This window comes from Pseudomonas kitaguniensis (assembly GCF_009296165.1).
Lineage (GTDB): Bacteria > Pseudomonadota > Gammaproteobacteria > Pseudomonadales > Pseudomonadaceae > Aquipseudomonas > Aquipseudomonas kitaguniensis.
Genome location: NZ_VUAZ01000039.1, coordinates 21,334 through 46,832, shown reverse-complemented (window position 1 = coordinate 46,832; position 25,499 = coordinate 21,334). Strand labels below are relative to the sequence as shown.

Annotated in this window: 17 protein-coding genes and 1 pseudogene; 4 read left to right on the top strand and 14 right to left on the bottom strand. The window is 61.7% G+C overall.

Features of this window, described 5'->3' with window-relative positions; all coding sequences use genetic code 11:
• Window positions 1-39: 39 nt before the first annotated feature.
• Window positions 40-1,443: a NorM family multidrug efflux MATE transporter gene (locus tag F0169_RS07645; protein ID WP_122251801.1), complete on the bottom strand. Its 1,404-nt coding sequence runs from the start codon at window positions 1,441-1,443 to the stop codon at window positions 40-42.
• A 149-nt stretch (window positions 1,444-1,592) separates the two neighbouring features.
• Here F0169_RS07645 and F0169_RS07640 point away from each other — a divergent pair, with 149 nt between their 5' ends.
• On the top strand, window positions 1,593-2,513 hold the full coding sequence (locus tag F0169_RS07640; RefSeq protein WP_122251800.1) for a LysR substrate-binding domain-containing protein: 921 nt from the start codon (window positions 1,593-1,595) through the stop codon (window positions 2,511-2,513).
• A 175-nt stretch (window positions 2,514-2,688) separates the two neighbouring features.
• Window positions 2,689-4,665 (top strand): methyl-accepting chemotaxis protein, encoded by a 1,977-nt coding sequence (locus F0169_RS07635; protein ID WP_058413827.1) that lies wholly within the window; start codon window positions 2,689-2,691, stop codon window positions 4,663-4,665.
• Between the two features lie 15 nt (window positions 4,666-4,680).
• Here the strand turns inward: F0169_RS07635 and F0169_RS07630 are convergent, their stop codons facing one another.
• The 13 genes from F0169_RS07630 to F0169_RS07570 all read right to left on the bottom strand — a co-directional run bounded on the left by F0169_RS07630 (window position 4,681) and on the right by F0169_RS07570 (window position 23,164).
• Window positions 4,681-6,129 (bottom strand): vWA domain-containing protein, encoded by a 1,449-nt coding sequence (locus F0169_RS07630; RefSeq protein ID WP_152746155.1) that lies wholly within the window; start codon window positions 6,127-6,129, stop codon window positions 4,681-4,683.
• A gap of 66 nt (window positions 6,130-6,195) precedes the next feature.
• Window positions 6,196-6,708, bottom strand: a complete 513-nt coding sequence (locus tag F0169_RS07625; protein ID WP_099234985.1) for a hypothetical protein — start codon at window positions 6,706-6,708, stop codon at window positions 6,196-6,198.
• A gap of 10 nt (window positions 6,709-6,718) precedes the next feature.
• Entirely contained in the window at window positions 6,719-7,447 is a 729-nt protein-coding gene (locus F0169_RS07620; protein ID WP_058413824.1) for a hypothetical protein, read from the bottom strand.
• 33 nt (window positions 7,448-7,480) lie between these two features.
• Entirely contained in the window at window positions 7,481-9,031 is a 1,551-nt protein-coding gene (locus tag F0169_RS07615) for an SUMF1/EgtB/PvdO family nonheme iron enzyme (protein WP_122251796.1), read from the bottom strand.
• A complete protein-coding gene (locus F0169_RS07610) occupies window positions 9,021-10,244 on the bottom strand; it encodes an ABC transporter permease (RefSeq protein WP_152746154.1) in 1,224 nt (407 codons plus the stop codon). Before F0169_RS07610 ends, F0169_RS07615 begins: the two co-directional genes overlap by 11 nt.
• Entirely contained in the window at window positions 10,228-10,941 is a 714-nt protein-coding gene (locus F0169_RS07605; RefSeq protein ID WP_058413842.1) for an ABC transporter ATP-binding protein, read from the bottom strand. The genes F0169_RS07610 and F0169_RS07605 overlap by 17 nt, the downstream gene beginning before the upstream one ends.
• A 10-nt stretch (window positions 10,942-10,951) precedes the next feature.
• Complete coding sequence (locus tag F0169_RS07600) at window positions 10,952-12,931, bottom strand: vWA domain-containing protein (protein ID WP_152746159.1); 1,980 nt, start codon at window positions 12,929-12,931, stop codon at window positions 10,952-10,954.
• 14 nt (window positions 12,932-12,945) lie between these two features.
• Window positions 12,946-13,962 carry a hypothetical protein gene (locus tag F0169_RS07595; protein WP_152746152.1) on the bottom strand — a complete coding sequence of 339 codons (1,017 nt, stop codon included), beginning with the start codon at window positions 13,960-13,962 and terminating at the stop codon, window positions 12,946-12,948.
• 3 nt (window positions 13,963-13,965) lie between these two features.
• Entirely contained in the window at window positions 13,966-16,686 is a 2,721-nt protein-coding gene (locus F0169_RS07590) for a putative virulence factor (protein ID WP_152746151.1), read from the bottom strand.
• Window positions 16,683-19,751, bottom strand: coding sequence for a virulence factor SrfB (locus F0169_RS07585; protein WP_152746150.1), 3,069 nt, complete (start codon window positions 19,749-19,751; stop codon window positions 16,683-16,685). The genes F0169_RS07590 and F0169_RS07585 overlap by 4 nt, the downstream gene beginning before the upstream one ends.
• A 17-nt stretch (window positions 19,752-19,768) precedes the next feature.
• Window positions 19,769-21,115: an SrfA family protein gene (locus tag F0169_RS07580; protein ID WP_152746149.1), complete on the bottom strand. Its 1,347-nt coding sequence runs from the start codon at window positions 21,113-21,115 to the stop codon at window positions 19,769-19,771.
• A gap of 153 nt (window positions 21,116-21,268) precedes the next feature.
• Complete coding sequence (locus F0169_RS07575) at window positions 21,269-22,768, bottom strand: YifB family Mg chelatase-like AAA ATPase (protein ID WP_152746148.1); 1,500 nt, start codon at window positions 22,766-22,768, stop codon at window positions 21,269-21,271.
• A 132-nt stretch (window positions 22,769-22,900) separates the two neighbouring features.
• Complete coding sequence (locus F0169_RS07570; protein ID WP_058413816.1) at window positions 22,901-23,164, bottom strand: accessory factor UbiK family protein; 264 nt, start codon at window positions 23,162-23,164, stop codon at window positions 22,901-22,903.
• Between the two features lie 421 nt (window positions 23,165-23,585).
• On the opposite strand from F0169_RS07570, the gene glnK reads away from it, so the two are divergent.
• Complete coding sequence (glnK, locus tag F0169_RS07565) at window positions 23,586-23,924, top strand: P-II family nitrogen regulator (RefSeq protein ID WP_002555808.1); 339 nt, start codon at window positions 23,586-23,588, stop codon at window positions 23,922-23,924.
• Window positions 23,925-23,958: 34 nt separating this feature from the next.
• Window positions 23,959-25,298 (top strand): annotated as a pseudogene (locus F0169_RS07560) (ammonium transporter).
• Window positions 25,299-25,499: the final 201 nt, after the last annotated feature.

The following is a 25,499-nucleotide window of genomic DNA, read 5'->3' as shown; positions in this document are numbered from 1 at the left end:
GCAGGCAAGCCAGCTACCACATTGACCGAGCCCATCCTATTAGTCAGGTTGCATGGTTTGGAATGCAGTGCGAACGTCCGGCTCCTGGCGAATCATGCGCTTCATCTTCGCCTCAAACGCCCACGTCAGGCTGACGGCCGCGCAGGCCAGGCCCAGCGCCAGGCCCCACCACACGCCGGTTGGCCCCCAACCCAAGGTAAAGGCCATCAACCACGCGGCGGGTGCGCCGATCAGCCAGTAACAGCCCAAGCCCACCAGGAAGGTGGTTTTGGCGTCTTTCAGCCCGCGAATGCAGCCCATGGCGATGGTCTGCACGCCGTCGAACAGTTCAAACCAGGCCGCGACGGCCAGCAAGCTCACGGCGAGCACGATGACATCGTGAAAGGCCGGATCGTTATGGTCGAGGAACAGCCCGATCAGCGCGTCGGAACACAGCCAAAACACCGCCGCAAACCCCAGCATCACGACCGCGCCAAAGCCTATGCCGACGCGTCCGGCCATGCGTGCCTGAAGCAATTGCCCGGCGCCGTAATGCTGGCCGATGCGCATGGTTATTGCGTAGGACATGCCCGCCGGCACCATGAACGCCACCGAGACAATTTGCAGGGCGATTTGGTGCGCGGCCAATTGCGTACTGCCCATGGTGCCCATGCACAGCGCCGCGAAGGCGAACAACCCGACTTCCACCGCGTAGGTGCCACCAATCGGCAGGCCCAGCCGCCACAGCTCGCGCAAATAGTGCGTATTGAGGCGCAACAGGCCTTTGCCGAGCGGGTAGGCCGCGTAAGCGCGGTCAATGCGGATGTACCACATCAGCGCCAGGGCCATGCAGTTGGCGACAATCGCCGTGACCAGGCCAATGCCCATCAAACCCAGTTTGGGCAGGCCGAACATGCCTTCGATCAGCGCATGGTTGAGCAAGTAGTTGAGCACCGTGCCGCACAGGCTGATCACCATCACCGGTGTGGCCTTGCCGATAGCGCTGGTAAACCCGCGCAACGCCATGAAGGTCAGGTAGCCGGGCAGGGCGAATGGCAAAATCGTCAGAAATTGCCCCGCCGCGTGCACGTTGGTTTCGGTCTGGCCAAACATCAGCAGCACGGGCTTGAGGTTCCACAGCAATAGCGCGGCGCCAATCGCCATCAGCCAGGCCAGCCACAGCCCGGCTTGGGTCAGGCGCGTCGCGGCTTGAATGTCGCCAGCGCCATGACGAATCGCCACCAGCGTGCCAACGGCCGCGATCACGCCGATGCAAAAAATCGCCACGAACGAATAACTCGCCGCGCCCAAGCCGCCGCCCGCCAAGGCTTCGGGGCTCAGGCGGGCCATCATCAGCGTGTCAGTCAGCACCATCAGCATGTGCGCCAACTGTGAGGCAATCAACGGCCCCGACAGCCGCAGAATGGCCCAGAGTTCGGTACGCACCGGATGCTGCATGTTCATCACGCTCAAAAAGTCAGAAGGTTTAGGAAGGCTTGATTCTCGGCGCTCCTGACGCATTACACAAAAGGATAAAAGCGATCGTTCGCATGACTAAAACTCATGCCTGATAATTCTGGTAGGGTTGGTTATTGCTCTGTCAGGAGGCTTTTATGCCCCGCCGTCTCCCTCCGCTGTATGCCTTGCGCGCGTTTGAAGCGGCGTCACGGCACAACTCGTTCACCCGCGCGGCGGCGGAACTGTCGATCACGCAAAGTGCGGTCAGCCGACATATCCGCACGCTCGAAGAACACTTCGCCTGCCGCCTGTTTCAGCGCAGCGGCCGCAACTTGCAACTCACCGAAGCGGCGCGCTTGCTGTTGCCCGGTGTGCGCGAAGGCTTCGCGGCGCTGGAGCGGGCCTGCGATACCCTGAACACCGAGGACCACATCCTGCGCATGAAGGCGCCGTCGACCCTGACCATGCGTTGGTTGCTGGCGCGGCTCAGTCGCTTCCGTGCCTTGCAGCCAGGCAATGAAGTGCAACTCACCAGCGCGTGGATGAGCGTGGATGAAGTGGACTTTAATCAGGAACCGTTCGATTGCGCCGTGCTGCTCAGCTACGGGCATTTCCCGGCGGACTGGGAAGCCTGCTACCTGTTCCCCGAACTGTTGATACCGGTCGGGGCGCCGAACCTGCTCAGTGACGGGCCGTGGGATGCCGCGCGGCTGGCGACTGCCGAATTGTTACACCCGACGCCCGACCGCCGCGATTGGCGCAATTGGCTGCAGCGCATGGGGCTTTCGTCTCACGTGTCGCTCAAGGGCGGGCAGGTGTTCGACACCCTTGAGCTGGGCATGATTGCCGCCGCGCGCGGTTACGGCGTGTCCATGGGCGACCTGTTGATGGTGGCCGAAGACGTGGCCCAAGGCAGATTAAGCCTGCCGTGGCCGACCGCCGTGGCGAGTGGCGAGAATTACTACCTGGTGTGGCCAAAAACCCGCCCTGGCGGTGAGCGTTTACGGCGGTTGGCGGAGTTTCTTCAGGGTGAGGTTAACGCCATGGAATTGCCCCGCGTTGATCGTCTGGATTGAACTTTTTCTAATTTCTGGTGTAATCGCATGCGTTATGCCCCCCTGAATCGCTCAAGTATTCCCCGCACCCGCCGAAGCAGGTGTGTTGGAGCAACCATGCGCCAACGTTTTTCACTAGATAATTTGCCGTAATGCTATGAGATCAGGATGATCCTGGCCTCGGCCAGGAGCTGTCATGTCTCAACCCCGCGCTAGGATCGCCTCACAATTAGGTCTCGCACTGGCCGTTATTCTGGCTGTCGTTATCAGCGGCAGTACGGTTTTCGCGCTGCGTTCCCTTGACTCCGCCAACCTCGACATTCGCCAGGAACACTTGGCCAGCGAGGCGCGCTTGCTCGCCGACCAGCTCAATACCTTCCACAGCACCTTGCGCGAGAGTACTCAGCGTTTGAGCGGGCTGTTTGAAAAGCGCTTCGGCGCAGGTTTGAGTGTGCGCGTGGACCAGCCGGTGGCAGTGGCCGGCACACAGACCCCGAGCCTGTTCCTGGGCAGCAACCTGCTGAACAACGATTTCGCTGAGGTCGATGAATTCAAGGAGACCTCCGGCGGCGTGGCCACGGTGTTTGTGCGCAGCGGCGAAGACTTTATTCGCGTGAGCACCTCGTTGACCAAACAGGATGGCAGCCGCGCCATCGGCACCGTCCTCGACCACCAGCACCCGGCTTATCAGCGCCTGCTCGGCGGGCAGAGTTACGTGGGCCGCGCGGTATTGTTCGACCGCTCCTACATGACCCAGTACACGCCGGTACGTGATGCGGCCGGCAAGGTGATCGCGGTGCTGTTTGTCGGCTTCGACTACACCAACGCGCAGAACGTGCAATTCGACAACCTCAAGCGCTTCCGTATCGGCCAGACCGGTTCCCTGGCGCTGTTGGACGAGCAGAAGCGCTGGCTGGTGCCGCCCGCAGGCGTGCAGGCACTCGACCAGGCGATTCCGTTGATGCTCGATTTGGCCAGCAAGCCCGGCGAAGGCCGCTTCTGGAGCGACAAAAACGAAGACTTCTACAGCGTCTCGGTGCCGTTCGAAGGCGGCCCGTGGGCGGTGGTAGCGAGCATGCCGAAATCCGAAATCCGCGAGGTTACTTGGGCCGTCGGTATTCGCCTGGTGATCGGTAGCGTGCTGGCGATGTTGATCGCGGTGGGCGCGGCGGTCTGGTTGCTGCGCAGTAAATTGCAGCCCTTGAGTGACCTCGTGCGCCAAGCCGAAGCCCTCGGCGCCGGTGACTTGAGCGCACGCTTGAACGTGTCCAGCCATGACGAAATCGGCCAACTGGCGCGCAGCTTCAACCAGATGGGCGAAGCGCTGTCGACCATGGTGTCGCATATCCGCACGGCGGCCGAAGAGGTCAACAGCCGTGCCCGGGCGTTGTCCGGTTTGTCCGGCGGCGCGTATGACGGCATGGAGCAGCAGTCCGGTGAAATCACCAGCATGGCGGGCGCGGTAGAAGAGTTCAGCGCCACCTCGCTGAACATCGCCGATAACATGGGCAACACCGAACGGCTGGCGCAGGAAAACGCACAGCAAACCCGTATTGGCCGTACCTCGATGCAAGAGGCGTCATCGTCTCTGGAACATATCGCTGCCGCATTGAACAGCACGGCCACGGTGATCAACACCCTCGGCCAGCGCTCGCAGGAAATCGGCGGGATTGTTGGCGTGATCACCTCCATCGCCGAACAGACCAACCTGCTGGCGCTCAACGCGGCCATCGAAGCCGCGCGCGCCGGCGAGCAAGGCCGCGGCTTTGCGGTGGTCGCCGACGAGGTGCGTAACCTGGCCTCGCGCACCCGCCAGGCCACCGACGAAATCTCGGTGATGATCCAAAGCATCCAGCAAGAAACCGGCAACGCCATCAGCACCATGGAGCAAGGCAAAGTGCTGATGCAGGAAGGCTTGTCGCGCAACGCCGACGTGGCTTCAGCGTTGGCCCGTATCGACGAGCAAAGCCGCTCGGCCGGGCAGCAATTTGCCGCCATCACCACCGCGACTCAAGAGCAGAGCAGCACCGCGAACGTGCTCAGTAGCAACCTGCAAAGCATTGCGCTGGCCAACAGCGAGCAGCGTGAAGTGGTGTCGAACCTGGCGATTACCGCCAAGGAATTGGAAACCCTGGCGGCCGGGCTGCGCCAGGAAGTCGACCGCTTCCGCTGAGATTGACCGCAGCGCTTATTTGCAATTTGCGCTGCTGGACACTTCCTTGGTCGCCAGCTTCAGCGCATTCGCCAACTCTTTCGCGTTGCTGCTGGCGTAGGTGCGCCCGCCGGTGTTTTCGGCGATGCAGCGCGAGGCGCCGCCCACCCCAATGTTGACCACATTGACCCGCAGGCGCGGCTGTTGCTGCGCGATCCTGCGTGACACCGCGCAGGCATCGCGCTGGCAGCCGTCCTCGCCGTCAACAAACATCACGATCATCGCATCACGGTTGCGCCCGTCCACGGTGCTGGCGGCTTTTTCCAGGCTGGCAGCCAACGGCGTGCCGTCGTTGCCGATCAGCCGACGAATGCCGGACATCAGGCGCGGACGATCACCCAGCCGAAAAACCCCGTGGTCCGGCGTGCTTTCGCAACCGTTGAAGGTAATCAGGCGCATATCAATTTTCGGGTCCAGCGCCTGGATCATGCCATTCAGCGAATCGGCGGCCACGTCCATGCGGTTTGGCGGCTGGAAGATCTGCCGTTTACGGGGTGTGTCGCGGTATTGATTGGCTGGGTCGCCGAAGAACCAGTCCTCGTCGGCCTTCACCGCGTTGATGTTCAACATCATCGAGCCGGACGTGTCGAGCACCACCACGAACTGCGGCGTTTCGACGGCCGGGCCGTCCTTGCGGCAGGCGTAGTTGTCCAGTGAAGGCGGTTGCGCAGGTTTGGCAACCGGCACCGGTTTAGGCGGCGGCACCGGCTTGGGCGGCGGCGCAGGTTCTGGTTCTGGCTCTGGTTCAGGCTCAGGTTCAGGTTCTGGCGCAGGCTCCACCACGGGTGCAGGCTCGGGCTCAGGTTCGGGCGTGGCCACAGGCGCGGGTTCGACGATAGGCGTCGGGGCCACCGGTTCAACCACCGTCACCGGGCGCCAGAACCACCAGGCCCACAGCGCGAGCAGCAGCAGTAACAACAGCAACAAACCGAGCAGCAGCGCAGCCAGGCGCCAGCCTTTGGAGGTGGCGACGGCGGCGGCCACCGGCGCGACCGCCGCTGGCGCAATCACCGGCGGCGGCAGCACTTTGGGCGGCCGTGGCGTGTGCCAGCGAATCACCAGCGGCTCGCCGTTGAGGCTGTAAAGATCGCTCAGGGTTGGATCGCCAATCAGCGCCTCCAGCGCGTGGGCGTCGCTTGGCTGATCGCGTTTTTTCAACGCGTCGACAAGCTGGCTGATCGCGTCCTGGCGTTGCTGGTAGGTTTGCAGCAAACGTCGCTGGCTGTCTGTGTCCAGGTCGGCGTAAGGCGTTGGCTGGCCGCCGAGCTCAGTCCACCACTCGACTGCGTCATCGGCGCCCGTGCGCGGGATCGCAAATAGACTGGCAGCCACCGGCGGAAGGTGTTTCTGGATTAGCGCGAGGGTGTTTTGCAGCGCGCTGGTTCCGTCCGGGAAGGCTTGCGTGTCCCTGATGACCCGTTGCATGAAGGCAACTCCTGAAAATGAAGCAGGCACCTCGCAAGGTGCCTGCAAAGTGGCAAAACCTGCGTTTTACTCTTCGTAGCCGAGGCTGAACTGCAGTTGGTTGACCTTTTTCTGCAGGGTTTTCAACTGTTCCTGCTTGGCCGCCAATTGCTTGGGCGTGGCTGAACCGCTCGGCGCTTGCGCCTGGTTGGCCTGCAATTGCTGCTCAAGGCCAGCGATTTGCTTTTGCACATCGCCCTGGTTGGCGCGGCGTTTTTTCAGCGTGCCAAGCAATTGCGCCAGCGACTGGTTCAACTGCGCCTGCGCTTGCTCTTGGGTGGCGAGGTCACGGCGGCTGTTGGCTTGCTGCGCCTGAATATTTTGGTACACCTGATGGAACATCGCGTTCTCTTCACGCGAGGCGGTCAGGGCGGCTTCTTTTTGCTTGATCTGGTCGCTGTAGCCGCCGGAGTAATCGCAATTCATTTTGGTCAGCATGCTGCTGTCACGGTTGCCCGCATCGCAGCTGCCAGGCGGTGTGGCACAGCCTGCGAGTGCCAAAATGCCTGCCAGCCCGAGCGCGTATTTAACAGTCTTCATCGTGAAGTTCTCAGCCCAGGGTGATTGCGGAACGTTGGTTGTAAAGCCCGTCGACTTCTTTTTGCAGCGCAGCGACTTTCTGGTTCATTTTTGCAATGCTCGCGTCCACTTGCTCGACCTGCGCGCCAGCACCGTCCTGGCGCTCCTGTTGGGCAACCTTGGCGTACTCGGTGGCTTTGCTGCGCATGTTGGTCAGGTCTTTGCGCATGCGCGCGATGTTGTTGTCGATCTCTGCCAGGTCGGTTTTGGCCTTGGCGGTGTTGAGTTTTTTAACGGCCATGGCCTGCTTGATCTGGGCGATGCGCGTTTGGTCATCGTTGATCACTTGCTGTGCGGTCGCTGTACGCGCGATGACATTCTGGGTGTCGAGTTGCACGTCATTGTTCATCTTGGTCAGGCGCTGGCCGGTGTTGGAGTATTCGCTGCGGCGCTGGTCCAGGTAATAGTTGGCGCCCATGGCCACACCACACGTAGCGATGCCGGCCGCTATCGCGCACACGGCCTTGTTGCTGCTGTTGGACAGCGCGCAACTGAGGATGCCGATACCCGCGCCCACGGCGCAGGCCTGATAGCCGGACTTGCTGAAAAACTGCGCGTCGGTGCCTTGGGTCAGGCGCGGGTCGGTCTTGCCGCCGTCGAGCATTGAACTGCCGGTGCTCGCACAACCGCCCAGCAACAGGCTACCCGTGAGGATAACGGCGATCTGTAGCTTGAAACGAGTCCAGAGGCTGCGTGACATGGTGTTGCTCCTGATAACGGTGTTGGCCATTTGTTATTGAGTGACGGATTTGCAGCTTTTCAGCCAGGCTTCAGTGTCGATCTTCTGTTTTTGCAGGAAGGTCTTCTGGTTGGCCCAGTGGGTGCGCAGGTACGGTTTAAGTTCTTGCAGTTGTTTGTTGCGCGAGATGATTTCTTCCATCACCGGCACCTGTGCTTCGAGCAGTGGCTGGCCATACAAGGTGCCCGATTCCACCAGGCTGCTGGCGTAGTAACGGCTGAGCTTGTGCAGACGGTCTTTCTGTTCGTCGAGCTTGCCTTTGCGCATGTCGCAACTGGCGTCCTTGTCGGCGGCTTCGCAATTGAGCGCGTAGTTCTTTTGCAGAAAGTCCACGTACTGGCCGTCATCGAGCATTTTGGTGCACAGGAAGGCACCGAGGTTGAGGCTGGCGCGAATCGCCTGGTCGCGGGTTTCTTCCTGCTGCTGGTTGCTGGCGCGCAACTGGTTTTCCAGCGCCTGGAGTTTTTCCTTGAGGGCTTTGTCTTCGACGCCCGAGGCCAATGTGCTCAGGGCCTGTGCGGTGCCCGGCGCTTCTGAGGCGCCCGCAGCGCTGCCGTTGCCGAGTTTCTTCCAGCTACTTTCGATGCTCGCTACGCGTTCGCGCGAGGTCAGGGTTGGCGACACCAGCGCCAGACGCAGCCCGGTAGTTTTGTTTTTCACCTGGCCGTCAGCGTTGTAATACGGCTCTTCCTTGCGCTGCGCGGTGCGCAGGTCGGCCTGGGCGGTCAGGTAGTTGCCGCCGCGCACCACGTAGCCGCCCGCTTGGCCGTGTTGACGGTCGAGTTTGTTCAGGCGAAACGGCTCGAATATCATTTCGTCGGCGTTGCCGAGCATGTCGTGCAGGCCCAGCGGGTTGGGCTTTTGCAGCCCGCTCAGTTGCAGCTTGCCGTTGGACGACTGCGCACCGGCAAACCACTCGTAGGCGTTCAGCCCGTCCGGCATCGGGTAGCGGCTGTCGCGAAATTCTGCGGCGCCGACTTCCAGGCCACCGCGCGCGGCGAACTCCCATTCAGTCTCGGTGGGCAGGCGCAGGAAGCCCAGCGTGCCGTCTTCCTTGGGCAACTTGTCGGCGGCGTTTTTGCGCAGCCACAGGTTGTACTTATCCGCGGCCTCGACCGCCTGCACCCAACTGATCGAGACCTGCGGCAAGCGCAGTTTGGTCGACGCGGTGGGGCAGGTCGCTTCGGTGAGGGCCGCGTATTGCAGCTCGCTCATTTCGTACTTGGCCAGCAGGTAGTAGCGCGACTTGTCGCCCTTGGCTGCGGTAAAACTGCCGGCAATGAACGCCGGGCGCGTTTGCTCGACGTAACCGTATTCCGCGCCGTCCTGGCCAATGTTGATCGGGTAATCGTCGAGCGGCCCCGCGAGTGGAATGAACACCTTGCGAAACACCATCGAGCCGTCGCACGGCATCGGCAGCACCACGTCGTTATCCGCCGGCATCGGGTTGTAGTATTTCTCGTCCCAACCCGCGGCCGAGGCCTCCAGCGCACAGCCCAGGCTGAGGCTCAGGGGCAATAGCCAGGCAATACGTTTATAGCTCACGCAAACTCTCCGCAGGTTCGATACTGATCGCGCGCACGGCGCCGATAACGGCCACCAGCCCCGCGACCAAAAAGGTCAACAACAGGGCCGCAAGGCCATGCCCGATAGTGATGTGGCACACAAACGTGCCAGTCGCCTGGCTGCTGCCCAGCAAGTGGTCGAACAGTTGGCTGCCGATGAAATAAAACAGCAGCCCGCCGAGGTAGCCGGCCAGGCTGAGCAACAACGCTTGCAGCACCACGAAGCCTGCCACCGCCGGGCGGTTGAACCCCAGCAGGCGCAGCACCGCGAGGCTCTTGCGCTTGCGGTCGATGTTGGCCAGGAACGCGCCGACCATCGACGCCACGCAGCCGATCAACGCCGCCAGGGCGATCACGCTGAAGATCAGCCCCAGTACGTGGTTGATGGCTTTGACGTTATCGATGTCGGCCAGCCGGCTCGACGTTTCTATCCGTTGCTCATTCAGCCAGCGCTCCAGCGGCGCAACGTGGTCGATGTCGCGGGCATACACGCGGGCGCGCGCATACAGCGGTGGCAGCGCACCCAGCGGTTTGCCGGTGTCAACACCAAAGGCGCTGACCTGGTAACCGTCGCGAAAATGTTCGAGGCTCAGCAGCAGCGCCGGCGCCACAAAACCTGCGGCACGCCCGAAGCGCGCGCCATCAAGCACTGCCAACACGCTGAGGTTCAACTCACCGCGCTCACTGCGCCCGTCAAGCCGGCGCTCGGCGCGTAGCCGCACGCTGTCGCCGGCCTTGACCTGCAGGCGTTGCGCCGCGCGGTCGCTGAGAATCACTTGCTGGCCGCTGGGCGCGAGCGAGCCCGCGCCCAGTTGTGGGTCGCCAGCGTCGGTGGGGATTATCTCGGCGCCCTCGACAAACCGCTGCATGCCCACAAACAGATCGGCCTGAGTGTTCAACGTGCGGGTTTGGCCAATCGCAAAGCCGGTTTCCGGGCGCTGTTGCAGGGCCGTGATCCAGGCGCTGTCATAGTTGCCACTGCTGAGCATTTTGATTTCGAGGTTGCGCGGGTCGCGCAGCAGTTCGTCCTGCAACTGGCTGACCACGCCATGCTTGAGGCCGAACAGCAACAGCAACGGCGCGATCACCGCCACTAAAGAGGCGGCGATGCACAGCGAGACCTTGCGGTCGTGCCAGAGGTCTTCCAGGGCCAGCTTGCCGAGCAATTTCAGCCGGTCAATCCATCGGTTCAAACCGCGTCTCTCCCTGACGGCTGACAGCGCCCAAGCGCGGCAAGCCAAAGTCTTTCAGCAGCGCCCAGTCATGCGACACCACCAGTGCGCTCAAGCCAAGGTTTGCCACCAAACTCAACAGCAATTCAAACAAACGCCGCGCACTGTGTGGGTCGAGAGCGGCGGTGGGTTCGTCGGCCAGCAACAATTGCGGTTCATGCGCGATTGCGCGCACGCAGGCGACGCGCTGCCGCTCACCGATCGACAATGCCTGTGGGCGTTTGTCGAGCAGCCCGCCCAAGCGCAACACCTCGACCGCATGCTCGATGTGCGCACTGTGCAGCGGCATGCCGAGCATCTGGCGCGGCAAGCTGATGTTGTCACGCACACTGAGAAACGGCAGCAAGCCGCCGCTCTGCAAAATAAACCCCAAATGCTGCGACCGCACAGCGGCCAGCGCCGGTTGATCGTTGTGTGCAAGCAATTGGGCTATATCCAGCGGCGGCTCACTCGGCGCGCGCGGGCTTAGCTGAAAGCGCCCGAGTTCTACTGGCGCCAGCAGCAGGCCGAGGGCTTCGAGCAAGGTGCTCTTGCCGCAGCCGCTCTCGCCGGTTATCGCGAGAATTTCCCCGGCGCCGACCTGCAAGCGCGGCAGGCGCACCTGATGCGCTTGCGCACCGTCGCCTCGGCGCACCAGCAGGTTGTCGATCTCAAGAATGGGCATGGGCTTACGGCATCATTTCCAGCGGCACCGGGTACACGTTGTCCCGAGCGTCGCTGTCTTTGGCGAGGGCAACCCAGCGGTCGACGTCGGCGTTGTAACGTTGGTAATGGCGAAGTTTGGTGTTCAGCGTGCGAATGAATTTCTCCTGTGCCAGGCCGTCCCAGCTCTTCCAGGTTTCTTCATCCAGGTTCAACACTTCACTCTGGTACGGCAGGCCTTCGAGGTACTCACCCAGTACGCCCATGTCCGCCAGCTTGGCGTTGCTGTTTTGCTTGAGCTGGTTAGGGTCGGCGCCCATGGTCGCGGCCACCGAGCGCAGGCGGTCAAACATCTCGGTTGGCGAGATCAGGCCTTCGTTGGCGGCGTCGAGAATCTGCTTCATCACTGCGCTCAAATCGCTGAGCTGGGCTTTGGTCAGCAACACCCGTACATCGGTGGTCGGGATGTTTTGCTTGATCAAGTCGCGGTCGGTGATCCACGCCTGAAACACCGGCGGCGCCTTGCTGTTGGTCTTCTCGCCGAGATAAGCCAACTGCATCGCGTGGCCGATCAGCGCGGCGTCTTCGAGCATCTTCTTGTCGCCCGGTTCTGCCTTGGCGTTCAGGGCACTGCCGATGGCGTCTTCGCCCAAGTAGGCGGCTTTTACCTGCGAGGTAATCGCGGCGGCCAGCGAGTCGACCTTGCGCCCGAACTCTTGCACGTCACCGGCATTCACCGGGTAGTACAGCGACGTGTTGGTGCCGGGGTAGGTCGAGAGGTTCTGGTACTGCGCCTCGGCTTTGCTGTGGTCCTTGATGCCCGCCGGGGTTTTCAGGTGCAAGGTGTAAATCGCTACGCCGGGGTTGGCCGCTTCGAGGCGAACCTGTGACGCGCTGAGGCCGGTTTGCGAGAGTTTGCTGTCGCCCTCAATGGCCCCGGCGTCGGTGATCAGCACCACGTAGCGCGCGCCGAACTGGGTCCAGTCGACTTTGTCGATGCTGTGCATCACGCCGGCAAACGCATCTTCATCGAAGCTGCTGCTGGAAACCTTGGCCTGTTTGAGGTCGGCGACTTTGCTGAGGAAGTCGGCGCTGTCTTTGACCTGATTCGGGTCAGCGTACATTTTGCTCACGTAGTCCAGGCCAGGCACCGCCTTGGTGCTGGAGCGGAACGCGACCAGGCCGAATTTAACCTGTTTGCCGAGGTTCTCCGCTTCGATCTGCTGGTAAACCTTGCGAATCGCCTCACGGGTGCGGTCGATGTACGGGTCCATCGAGATGGTCGAGTCGATGACAAACACCACCGCCGCGCTGAATTCCTTCAACTGGCTGCTGGCGTTGGCTTGGGCTGCAGCCGGGTCGGTACTGCCTGCGTTGCCGGCATTTTTGGCGTCGGCCTCATCGGCCTTGCTGACCGAGGCGACGTTGAGCAGGCGCGTGCGAAAACCGCCTTCGGTCATGACTTCTTCGCCACTGAGCACCGGCAGTAAATAGAACTGCTTTTGCAGGTCGACAAAGTAGGCCGGCTCTTCAGCCAGTACGCCGGGCGCCGGTTTACCTTGTTTGAGTGCTGCGCGCAGCGGTGCAACTTTGCTGACCGGGTCTGGCGCATCAAGAATCCCTTCGACCGTGGCGCGCTCTTTGAAAAACAGCAAGCGGTCACGGTTGGCCGGGTTGGTGAAGGCCAGGGTCAGTTGCATTTTCCAGTCGGTGGTACACGCCGCCGGTAACCAGCCAATGGTTTTGCCATAGCTGTCGGGGCCGACTTTCAGCCATTCGGCATTGGCGGCCTGCGCGCGCTCATACACGTAGAAGCGGCTGAAGGTGGGTTGCGTCGCACCGGGCGCGCCACCTGCGGCGGGGCTGACTTTGCAGCCGGGGGTGGTCAGCACGCGCTGGAACAGGGTTTTTTTGCCTTCCTGGATCAGCGGCTTGTCGTCGGCACTCGCCAGCGAGCTGATGCTCAAGGCCAGAAGGGCGGCGGCGCCCAGCGCGCAGCGCTGCAAAAACGTCGGGGTGCTCACGGTTGCAACTCCTCGAAACGCTGTTTGGCTTCGGCGTTATCCGGCTCGTGGCCAAGAATGGTTTCGTACCAGTACGCGGCGGTGGCGTTGTCTGGTTTCGGGAAGCATTCGCTGGGTTTCAGGTACTTGGGGTCGTATTCGCGGGCATACGCATTGGCGATCAACATGTCGCCGCCTTGCGCACGGTTGGCGTACAAGCGCTGGGCTACACCGCAATGCTTGTTGGCTTTGGCGGCTTCGATAATTTCCAGCAACTGCGCGCTGGCCGGTGCGGCCTTGATGCAGCCTTGCACGAAGGCCAATTCCGGCTGGCTGTTCATGCTGGCGACATCGCAAGGTTGCGCTTCGGCGACCGCAGGCGCGGGTTCCACTTTGGGCGCCGGTGCAGGGGTTGAATTGCGCAGCCACAGCCAGGCCGCCACAGCAGCCAGCAACGCGATGACCACGGCGATGATCACGCCGATCAACAGCTTGTTGCTGCGCTTTGGCGGCACCACTACTACTACGGGCTCAGGCTCGGGCGTGGCCACAATCGGTTCGGGCTCAGGCTCGGCCGGTGGCAGCTCCAGCACCAGCTCCGGCAGCTCGGGAATTTTCGGCTCGGGCTCAGGTGCTTGCAGGGTGGTCGCGTCATACGTGGAGCGGGTTTGCCCGCCGGCCGTCGACGACAGCAGGCCCAGCCCCGGGCGCACGACGCCGCGGTCACTGTGGCCCAAGCCTTGTTCGCGCAGCTCGATCTGGAAATTGGAGTTGCCGCTGCCTTCCAGCAACGGGTTCACCACATCCGGGCCTACCAGCGTTTCCAGCGCATCGTCGATGGCGTTGAATTGGCTGACCTTGAACCAGAACGGGTTGTTGCTCCACTGCTGGCGGTCTTGCAGGTAAAAGTGGTCCTGGTTGCGCTGGATGGAAAACTCCAGCTGCTCCTGAGCACCGTTCCATTTTTTCACCGCCAACCGCGCCTGACCCGGCACATTGGGTTCTAACGCAAGCAGATCTACACGAATGGGCATTACTTATCTCGCTGTGAAGGCAGTGAGCACGTGGCCCAGCCGTTCATTCTGTTCAATGGTGATTTCGCGCCCGGCGCCATGGCCGGCGTTTTCCACGGTGATATACGCCAGGCCCGAGAGCCAGTCGCCGAGGAACCGCTGCGCCTGGTTTGCAGGCTGCGGCGGCAGTTGCGGCAGTTGGCCCGGTGCGACATCGGTGTAGAACGAAAACAGCGGCGCCTTGGCACCGGCGCGGCTGTTTGGCCGCTCGCTGACAGGCTTCTGCAGGTAGCCGAACCACGACACGAAGTCGCGCAGCACCAGTTGCACTTCCAGCACTTGGCGCTCCACCAACTGGTCGCGACGCGCACCACTCTGAGCGCGCTTGAGCACGGCGCGGCTGAGTTGGCCCGGCAGGTCGTAGCGGTAACCTGCGGTAATCAACTCGTCGACCACCGCTTCGATCAGCGAGCGCTCAAGACCCAGCAGGCTCATCAGGTTCTGGCGCGTGGTCAGCTCGCGTAAATGCGCGATCCAGGCTTTAAAGGCGGCCTTGGCAAAGCGGTGTTCGTTGCTTTGCAGCTCCGGCACCGGCGCCGCGCTGGGCGCGCTGCTGGCGGCGGGTGCGTCGTCGTTGAAACTGTCGCTGAAGTCGAAGTCGAACCCGGCGCTGTCGCTGTACAGGCTGTTGCTTGGCGCAGCGGCGACCGGCTGGCTTTCATCCGCAGTGGTGGCGTCGGCGTCTTCATACACGCCGCTGAGGTACAGGTCGCGGATGTGCTCGCCGGGCATGTCGAGTTGGTGGATAAACTCGCCAAGCACCGTGGCACGCCTGCCCAGGCCGGTCAGGATTGTCTGTGCCTGGAGCTTTTTGGCCGCTGCGGCGCCATCGCCATCGGCGTGGTACCACGTGCTCAGGCCATGCACCGTCAGGCTTTCGATGCATTCTTCAAGTTGCTCGCGAATGCGCGCCAGCTTGAACTCGATATTCGCCACGCCGTTGAAGCTGCTGCCGAAATAGCGGATGCCGCCATCGTCGAGGCGCAGCATTTCGGTCCAGGCCTTGCCCGGGTTTTTGATGTGCCGCCCAACCAGTGCGTTTTTGGCGAAGCTTTCGCCGAGGCTGTCGATGCGCACCTGATTGTCGGGGTTGATGCCGATTTCCGGGCCGTTTTTGTCCTGCTGGATAAACCCGGCATTCATGCGTGGCTTGCGCACCAGGTAAGTATTCTGGAACGGCGTGCCGGCCCAGTCGGTCATCCACGGCAGGCTGCCAAAGCGTTCAAGCATGGTCAGCTTGACCATGCCGTTCCAGCCTTCGTCGTCCTGGTCGCGTTCTTGATTGAGGCCTGTGGCCACACGCAGGTCGAGCATGGTCAAGGCCCAGATCAGCCCTGCTTCACGCTTGCTGCGCGAGGCGGGCGTCGGGCCTTGGGTTTTGTCGATCCAGCGCGTGAGCACCGGGCCTACGTCGTTCACATCACTTTGCTTGGTCGAGCTTGTGCACACCACCAGCGCGTTCATTTCCTGGGTATCGGTGTAGCGCTCGAACAGGTAGGCAACCTTGCCGCGCAGAATCAACTGCGCCACGGAGTTATCCTTGGTGCTTGATTGCGGGTCGCTGGAGTCGGCAATTTCAAGCAGGTTTTTGCGCCCGCGATAGCCTGGGAAGTCCAGCAGGTCGACCTGATTGACGAGGTCATCGAGCGGCGCCTCAAGCAGCACGAAGGTCATCTCGGCGGTGAGTGCCGCCAGTTGTGCGACCGGGATGCTCTGGCTGCTGTGCAAGCGGCCGTCAATGTGCGGTCGCACATTGATCGGCAAATCCAGCGGCGTGCCAAAACGTTCGAGAATGTCGACGTTCATGATGTTGTCGCGCTGGTGGTAGGCCTCACCGTTGAAGCTGATCAGTGCTTCGAGCGGCGCGAAAACCGTTTCGGCCAGGCCAAGCTTGTGCAGCGCGCCCGCCAGTTGTTGGTAGGCGCGTGTCAGCTCGCGCTGCTCGCCCCACAGAATCGACAACAGCTCGGCACGCTCCTGGAAGTTCAGGCGTGGCGCCAGTTGCAACACTTTGGGCCAGTACGCGTGCTCGAGTTTTTTCACCGAGTTGGGTGCGGTCTCGCGCATGTAATCCCACAGCGAGACAATATCGTCGGCGCTGACGCCTTTCTGCAGCGGCGCATTTTCGCGCCCTTCGAACGGCTGAAGGGCACGCTGGATGCGCTCTTCGTCGATCTGGTAATTGATGCGCTCAAGGTCGAAGTCCTTGAACCAGGAGTTGGCGAGAATCTTCGCCAGCTCGATTTCACGGAACAGCTTGAGTTCGATCGGGAACTGCGAGTCTTCGCCCGGCTTGGCCCGGCGGCTGAAGCGCGTCACCAGGCCGGTGGCTTCCTTGCCGCCGCCGACCGGGTTGATGTGCTTGATAAAGTCCAGGCGCCGCTCGCCCAACTGGGTTTCGAGCTTGCCGTTCTGGCCGGCCGCGAGCGCCGAGATCAAGTACGACTTGCCGGCCTGCGACAGGCCGAAAAAGCCAATCGTCATCGGCGTGGTCGCCACGCGGCCCAAGCTGTGGGCCAGGTTGCGCGCACGGTGCAGGCGCACATTGAGGTTGTCCGCCTCGCTGTCCAGGCGCGGAGCGTTGACGCGGGTCTGGCTGATCCATTCCAGCGCCTGACCGGCACCTTCATAAACAGCGGCCCAACTGGCAGACAGTTGGATTTGCTCTGGGGTCAGGTCATTCATTTGCGTTTCACACTTCCACTGTCGAGCCAGTATTTGGTCTCGCTCAGGCCGGCGTCGAGCATGGTGTTGAGTTCCAGTTCGAGGTCGCTGCGCGGGTTGAAGCTGACATTGCTGCTATTGGATTCGATGCCTTGCACCACCAGCCGGTCGCTGACCAAGCCCTGCTTGCGCGTGTGCTTGTCGCCGGCCTTGACCTCAAAACGCACCTTGAGCAATGGCGCCGCACCGTCTTCACCGACGGCGCGCGAGAACTTGTCGCGCCCGGCGTTGGTGAAGCGCAGGGTATACAGCGGCGAGGCCGCCCAGCGTTCTGCGGCAAGTTGGCGGAAGCCCAGGCGCAGGTCGCCGCGCATTTCCAGTTGCGGCGTGTCGGCGTCGTCACCGGCGCCGATCACGGGCAGCTTGATCTTGTAGTTTTCGGGCTCGGTTTCGATGTTGCGGTACAGCACGTCGGCGTCTTTGATCACGTTGTTCTGATCGATGGTGCCGATGTGCTTGACGGTCGAGTACGGCTTGAGCGCCGAGGCGCGGAAGTAGAAGTTCGGCACGCTGTGGTTGGCGCACAGCAGGCAGAGCATGGCCCCCACCGACGCGGTGCTTTTCGGGTCGTCGATACGCCCGTTCTTGTGGAACGGATACCAGCCGCCGGTGCGGTAATTTTGCAGCGCCAGGATGCGCCCTGGCGGCAACGGCAAGACCTTGCGAATAAATGCCTGGATGCCCGGCAGGCGCGATGGCCGGCCTGTCAGTAGCAGCATGTCGCACGGGTAATGCGCGACCACTTCACACAGCGCGCCGAGGATCTTGGTGATGTTGATCTGATCGTTGAGGAACGCAGCGTGGAGTTTTTGCAGGTCGAAGCTGATCGGCGTGGCGTACAGGTCAAACCCGTTCTGCGCGCCAACGTCGCGGCGCACGGCGCTGTGCACGTAGTCGAGCACGGACTGGCTGATGGCGTCGTCGCCCAGCAGTTCGCGGTAGGAACGGGTGTTGAGTTCAACCTGGGTCTGCGGGTCGTAGTGCTCGTATTCCTTGAGCAGCGCGAGCGCCAGCGGGGTGAACACTTGCAGGTTGAGTTGCTGGCGCAGGATCACGTCTTTGGCGTCGATGTTTTCGGCGCCGCACAGCCGCGACATCAGCGAGTCGGCGGATTTGACGCCGGCACTCTGCAAGGCTTTTTCGAAGCTAGGCAGGATGAAGTCCTGAATCACATCGAGCACGATGTCATCGCCGGCCACTTTGAAGCCGTCACGAAAACGTTGCTCCGGCACGATGTGCACGTTGCTGCCGGTGCTGTTGTTGCCGGCGCGGTCCAGGCGGTAATCGGTGATCACCAAATCTGTGGTGCCACCGCCGATGTCGATGGTTGCGAGGGTAATTCGCTCACGGTCTTTTTTGTCCGGGCGAGCCAGCGTGGCGAAGAACTCTTCCGGGTGGCCGGCGAAGTTTTCGTTGACCTCGGTGTACAGGTACACCAACTGGCCGCAGGACGCTTCGTCCCATTCCACGCGGATACTCGGAATTGGCATGCTCGGCGGGGTTGGCCCGTCTTCATGCGGGCTGTCTTCGCTGTCATGCCAGCCAAGGCTTTTCCATACCAGACCGATGGCTTGCAACAGTCGCTCATTAAGAATGCTGCGCTCGGCCTGAGGCATGCCCGGCGGCACGGTCAGGGTGATGCTGTTGAGCTGACGCGGTTTGCGCGTGTGGCCCTGACGTGAGCGTTGCGCCGGGCTGTTGATTTGCGACAGCGCCTGCGCAACCACTTCGGCGAGCATGAAGGTCATCAACGAGCTGCGTGAGTAGCGCGGCATGAATACCGGCAAACGGTCGTCTTCGTCGAGGCTGTAAAGCGCTTCGCCGGTTTCGTTGATCAGGTGCGAAAACGGCGCGGCAGTGGCATAAGGTTCATTGTCGGTTTTTACGTAAGCCGCGTTGAAACGCCAGCCGTGGCCGTAGGCGTTTTCATCCCACAGGTAGCGTTTGGGGCTCGACAGGCCGGTGGAGCCTTCGGTGCCGCGACGACGGCTGGCCAGACGCCCGGCCTCACTGCCGACCCGCGCAATAGTCGCCCACTGGAACGCATCGTGACGGCCACTTTTGACCGAGCAGTGGTCTTTGCCGAAATACGCCTGGGCAAATTCGACACGGCTCTCAAAGGGCTCGTTGTAGGTGTGTTCCGGGGTGATCAGGTCGCGCAGTTCCAGCACGTAGTTTTGCTTGAGCCCGGAACCGGCCTGGCCGTGATTTTCGATCAGAATGCCGCAGGTGCGCGAGTTGCCGACGTCCAGCACCAGGTCGACCAGGATCGGTTTGACCAAGCCATTGGGGTCATTGGCGACCACTTTGATTTCCGGGATCTCGACCTTGGCCCTGAGGTTGCTTTGCTGGGACGCCGACGGTTTGGCCAGCAGGCTCAACACGTTGAGGTAATGCGCCAAGTGATGGTGGGCGCGCAGGTCGGCGTCCAGTTCATCGCGCGTGCGTTGCACATTGCCTTCGTTGAACAGCTCTTGCAGCCATTCGTTGACCCACGGCTGGCTGAGGAATTCTTGCAGCTCGGCCGAATTGACCGCGAGCTTGAAGGCCACGCCAGAGCTGACGTCTTCTTCGTTCGGTGCCAGGTAAGCGGTGCCGCTGCGCTTTTGCATGATGCGGCTGTCGAACGCCAGGGTCAGACGGTGCGTGTTGCCGTCGATGTCCGCGGCGGGCAGCTTGACCAGGCGCATGCGCGACCAGTTCACCGGGCCGCTGTCGAAACGGTAGGGCGGCATGAACCGGAAAAACGGAATCGGCAACCAGATGCCGTCCAGCAGCTCCAGGCTGCTTTTCATGTCGAGACTGAACACCGGCTTGGCTTTTTCGATCTTCCCTGGCGCCGGCTCATAGAAGTAGAAGTCTTTCTCTTCGTTGTACAGCAAGCGGCAGATGCCAATATTCAACGGCGCGAACTCGCCAGCCGGCTCCTTGCGGGCGTCCAGGCGCAGCGCGAAATCCATGAACTGGATACCGGTGTCACTGACGAGCGTGACGGTGTCTTCGAATTGCGTGACTTCAGGCAGCATTGGAGATTTTTCCAGTCTTATTCGCCCGTCTGCCGCATGGACATAGGGAATTTTTCAGTTCCATAACCGCCGGTGCAGTCCGCGATACTGGTCGCGCCCTGCCGACAATCGACCTTTGGCATGTCGTACGTACTGCCGTCGCCGCACACCGCCTGGCCTTGGCTCGCGATCGACAGGCTGCCGCCTTTCATTGCTGCCGACACCGGCCCGGTGCAGTTGACGCCATTGGCGCGGTGCACGGTGACTTCACCTTTGCCGTCCTTGAACGCGTATTCAAGGCGCAGTGGCTTGCCGGTCTTGCGGTCTTGAATGCCGGCACCGGCGCGGTACTGGCCATTGAGAAAGTCGGCGGCGCCGTCGGCTGCTGTCGGCGGAATGCTCAGCGCAGCGCCGGCGGGCGGTTGCGGGGCGGGTGCTTGCGGGGTTTCAGGCGGTGTTGGCGGCGTCGCGTCTGGCGTTTTTGGCGCTTCGGCGGCAGGCTCCGGTGCTTGGGCTGGCGGTTCGTCGGCGGCTTCGGCTTCGGCGCCGGGTTCGTCGGCGTTTGCGGCGGCCTCGCCACTGGCGGCCGGAACCTCGACAGCGCCATTCACGGGAACGCCGCTGCCAACGGTTGCAGTGCCGTTCACGCCAGTCACAACGGGCACTTGGCCTATAACGTCGGGTGTTTCACGTTCAGTCGAGGTGATGCCCGGCACTGTCAGCACCACGCCGGGAATGCAGCCGCGCAGACTGAGCAGCAGTAGCAGAAGCAACAATAATGGCAGCAGCCATAACCACCACCAGCGGCGCCACCAAGGGCGCACGATCACCGGCGGCAACGGCGTGGCGACAGGCGTCGGCTCGGGTGGCAATTGAAAATCCAGCGGCGCCGCTGGTTTCGGGTAAAGGCACATGAGCGGATCGCGATTGGCGTCGGCCTGTGCATGCTCGAACCCCCAAAAGGTCAGCACCGGTTTGCCCTGCACCAGGTACACGAAGTTTTCGTCGGGGAAGTGAATCACGCGCTTGAGCAACTTGCCAAACACCGCTTTATCGCCGGTATTGGTATCGCCTTCCGGGCCAATAAAACGCTGGCTGAGTTCCTGCAGGGAGGTTTTCAGTCGTTCGAGCTGTTCGCGTGCGGGCGCACGCTCTTCTTCGGTCGCGCTGCTCCAGGGAATGACGTCGCCGTCTATATCGCTGTACCAGTCGATCTGGTTGCCGAGTTCGTCACTCTGCGGAACGGCCAGGTGCTTGACCAGTTCCGGGTCTTTGCGACGAATCGCTTCGCGCAACTGCAGCGCCGCACGATATACCGGTTGACCGGTTTCGCCCAGGGCTGTGTAAGACCCGCTTTTACCACTGCGTAACAATGCCCCGCGCATCCAGACTCCATATGCTCATGTGCGCACAATGACAGGCGTAATGCCTGTAACCGCTCCCTGATTTAGATGGCGACCTTAATGTCAATTTGATGCCGCCGTCAACGTGACAATGCTCTGCGCCAAACTATGCTTTTGGATGCACGCGTGCTGGCCTTATATAGAAGGGCTTGTCGGTCGATATTGCAGTGCCTCGGCCAGGTGCTCGCGGCGGATCGCACTCACCTGTTCCAGGTCCGCCAGGGTGCGTGCGACTTTAAGCAGCCGGTGGGCCGCACGCAGGGACAAGGTCAGCCGTTCGCAGGCGCTTTCCAGCCAGCCCTCATCGACCTTTGACAGCGCGCAATGCTGGCGCAGCCCCGCAAGATCAAGGAACGCGTTGGCGCAGCCTTGGCGCTGTTGCTGACACTCGCGTGCCTGAGCGACCAGCGCCGATGCGCTGGCCGTATCATCGCCGGCCTGTTTGCACGGGTTAAGGGCAGTGCTTTCGCGGGCCACAGTTACGTGCAGGTCGATGCGGTCGAGCAACGGCCCCGAAAGTTTGTTGCGGTAGCGCTGGATCTGTTCCGGCGTGCAGCGACAGCGCCCGCTGGTTTCGCCTACATAACCGCAAGGGCAGGGGTTCATCGCCGCGACCAATTGAAAACGTGCCGGGAAATTCACCCGGTCCCGCGCGCGCGAAATCACGATATGGCCCGATTCGAGCGGTTCGCGCAGCACTTCCAGGACCTTGCGATCAAATTCGGGAAGTTCATCCAGAAACAGTACGCCGTGGTGGGCGAGGGTGATTTCCCCGGGTTGTGGTTTTGACCCACCGCCGACCAGTGCCGCCGCAGAGGCCGAGTGGTGTGGCTGGCGAAACGGGCGGTGTGGCCAATGGCTCAGCGGCGCGAGGCTGACCACCGACTGAATCGCCGCCACCTCCAGCGCTTCCTGTTCACTCAACGGCGGCAACAAACCGGGCAGGCGGCTGGCCAGCAAGGTTTTGCCAGTGCCGGGTGGCCCGCTGAACAGCAGGTTATGTGCGCCCGCGGCCGCGATCAGCAACGCGCGTTTCGCCGCCAATTGACCCTGCACTTCGTTCAAGTCGGGATAGGGTTTGTTCAGGTACAACAAACCGTCGGACTTGAAGGGCTCAATCGGCACAACCCCATTCAGGTGCGCCACCACTTGCAGCAAGTGATCCACGGCAATCACCTTGAGCCCTGAGGCCAGGCACGCTTCCTCGGCGTTCGCGCGAGGCACTATCAAGGTGCGTCCAGCCGCGCGCACCGCCAGCGCGGCCGGTAACACGCCCTTTACCGCGCGTACCGCACCGGACAGCGCCAATTCGCCCAGGCATTCCACCTCATCAAGCATCAACGCCGGCACCTGCACACTGGCCGCCAATATGCCCAAGGCAATCGCCAAATCAAAACGCCCGCCGTCCTTGGGCAGGTCGGCGGGCGCCAGGTTGAGCGTGATGCGCCGCGCCGGGTATTGCAGCGCGGAGTTGAGAATGGCGCTGCGCACGCGGTCCTTGCTTTCCCTGACGGCGGTTTCGGGCAGGCCGACCAGCGTCAGCGATGGCAGACCATTGGCCATGTGCACCTCAACGGTGACGGCAGGCGCTTCCACGCCAACTTGGGCGCGGCTGTGGACGATGGCGAGGGACATGCGTGTTCCTTGAAGGGAGGGCCGCTTCCTGCGGGTTTTTCAAGGGTAGACGAGGTGGGGAAGAGCGCGGTGGGAGAGGTTTTACAGAACGTATCCAGGGGCGGGTCGCAAGCCAGCCCCCCCAAGCCGGGTTTATTCAGGCGCCACTGGCGTCAAGCGTGCTTCCAGTTCTGCGACTTTCGCTTCCAGGCTTTCCAGCCGCGCACGGGTGCGGGCCAGCACTACCATTTGGCTATCAAACTCTTCGCGGCTCACCAGGTCGAGTTTGCTGAAACCGCTCTGCAGCAATGCCTTGAACTGGCTTTCGATTTCAGTGCGGGGCAGCGCGGTGTCGCCGCTGAACAGGCGAGAGGCGTGGCCGCTCAGGGCGTCGAGGAGGTCTTTGGGCGCGAGCATGGGACATATTCCGGAATACTGTTGGCGGGCAGTGTATCACGCAGCGTCTATAGTCTTTTTACCGTGTTGGATGCACGTTTTTCGCGCAGAGGGGCGGGCAGTGGCGCACCGTTATTGTGCGCATTGCAGTCGCCAAACCGCCGTGCAGGCACGCATAACCGGGCAACGAACTGATTTCAGTGGTTTTTACGGAGCTGGCAAGGTTTCTGCTTAGACGATCATGACCCATGCACTGATGCAGTCGCTGTGACGAATGCAGTGCGCCGACGGATCAGGGGTACAGGTTTCGTCACCAGTGGTTCGCTGGCGTCGCAAAGGCATATGCCGAGGCGACGACGCGTTACAAAGCCAGGCGCTGCGCTTAGACTTGAGACGGGTTTGTTTTCCTGGGGCAAGTCCACCAATTCGGGAGAGAGTTTTCATGAAGCTAGTCACTGCCATCATCAAGCCGTTCAAGTTGGACGATGTACGCGAGTCGTTGTCCGAGATCGGCGTGCAGGGCATTACCGTTACCGAGGTCAAGGGCTTCGGTCGGCAGAAGGGTCACACCGAGCTGTACCGTGGCGCGGAATACGTGGTGGATTTCCTGCCTAAGGTGAAGATTGATGTCGCCATTGACGACAAGGATCTTGACCGTGTTATCGAGGCGATAACCAAGGCGGCCAACACCGGCAAAATCGGTGACGGCAAGATTTTCGTGGTCAATCTGGAACAGGCGATTCGCATCCGTACCGGCGAAACCGATACCGACGCAATCTAAGCCGCCAAACCCCAACGCCCCAGGAGAAAACACTATGACTCTGCGTAAATTCGCAGGGCTCGGAGCCCTGTTGTCCCTCGTAATGCCGGCCTTGGCATTGGCGGCGGACCCAGCCCCAGCTCCAGTCCTCAATTCCGGCGACACCGCATGGATGCTGACATCCACCGCGTTGGTGCTGTTCATGACTATTCCAGGCCTGCGCTGTTTTACGGCGGCATGGTTCGCTCCAAAAACATTCTTTCGGTGATGATGCAGTGCTTCGCCATCACCGGTCTGATCAGCATTCTGTGGTTCGTTTACGGCTACAGCATGGCGTTCGACACGACCGGTATGGAAGCAGGCGTCGTTAACTTCAACTCGTTCGTGGGCGGCCTGTCCAAACTGTTCCTGTCGGGTGTCACCCCGGCGAGCATCACCGGCCCTGCGGCGCTGTTCCCTGAGGCGGTATTCGTCACCTTCCAGATGACGTTCGCCATCATTACGCCTGCGCTGATCGTCGGTGCTTTTGCCGAGCGTATGAAGTTCTCTGCGATGCTGATCTTCATGGGCGTCTGGTTCACCCTGGTGTACGCGCCAATTGCGCACATGGTGTGGGGCGGTCCGGGGTCGTTGTTGGGCGACTGGGGCGTGCTGGATTTCGCAGGCGGCACCGTGGTGCACATCAACGCCGGTGTTGCCGGCCTGGTGGCATGCCTGGTACTCGGCAAGCGTAAAGGTTTCCCGACCACCCCAATGGCGCCTCACAACCTGGGTTACACCCTGGTCGGTGCGGCCATGCTGTGGGTTGGCTGGTTCGGTTTCAACGCAGGTTCCGCTGCTGCGGCCAACGGCACTGCCGGTATGGCAATGCTGGTGACTCAGATCGCTACCGCTGCTGCGGCGCTGGGCTGGATGTTCGCCGAGTGGGTCACCCACGGTAAGCCAAGCGCACTGGGCATCGCCTCGGGTGTGGTGGCAGGCCTTGTGGCAATCACTCCGGCTGCCGGCACCGTGGGCCCGATGGGCGCGCTGGTTATCGGCCTGGCGGCGGGCGTGGTGTGCTTCTTCTGCGCCACTACGCTGAAACGCAAACTCGGTTACGACGACTCCCTGGACGCCTTCGGCGTGCACGGTATCGGCGGTATCCTCGGCGCGATCCTCACCGGTGTGTTCGCTGCACCGGCCATGGGTGGCTTCAACGCCGCGACGACCGACATCGCGGCGCAAGTCTGGGTCCAGTGCAAAGGCGTTGGTTTCACCGTGATCTACACGGCCATCGTGACCTTCATCATCCTTAAGGTGCTGGATGCGGTCATGGGCCTGCGGGTTGCCGAGGAAGAAGAGGCCGTTGGCCTCGATCTGGCGCAACACAACGAACGCGGTTACAACTTGTAAGCGTGCGAAAAAAAGATGCCCGGCTTGCCGGGCATTTTTTTGCCTGGCGTTTGTCAGTGATAAGACGCTGTACCGGTTTTTGCGCAAAGTTTGTGAGGGTGCGCACGCGGTACGTTTCACCGTGCAGATGTCCTACAGGCATGTAGGCGTATTCGGCACTTTGTTTTTTCCCAGAGCGCGCTAGAATGCGCGCCGATGGGC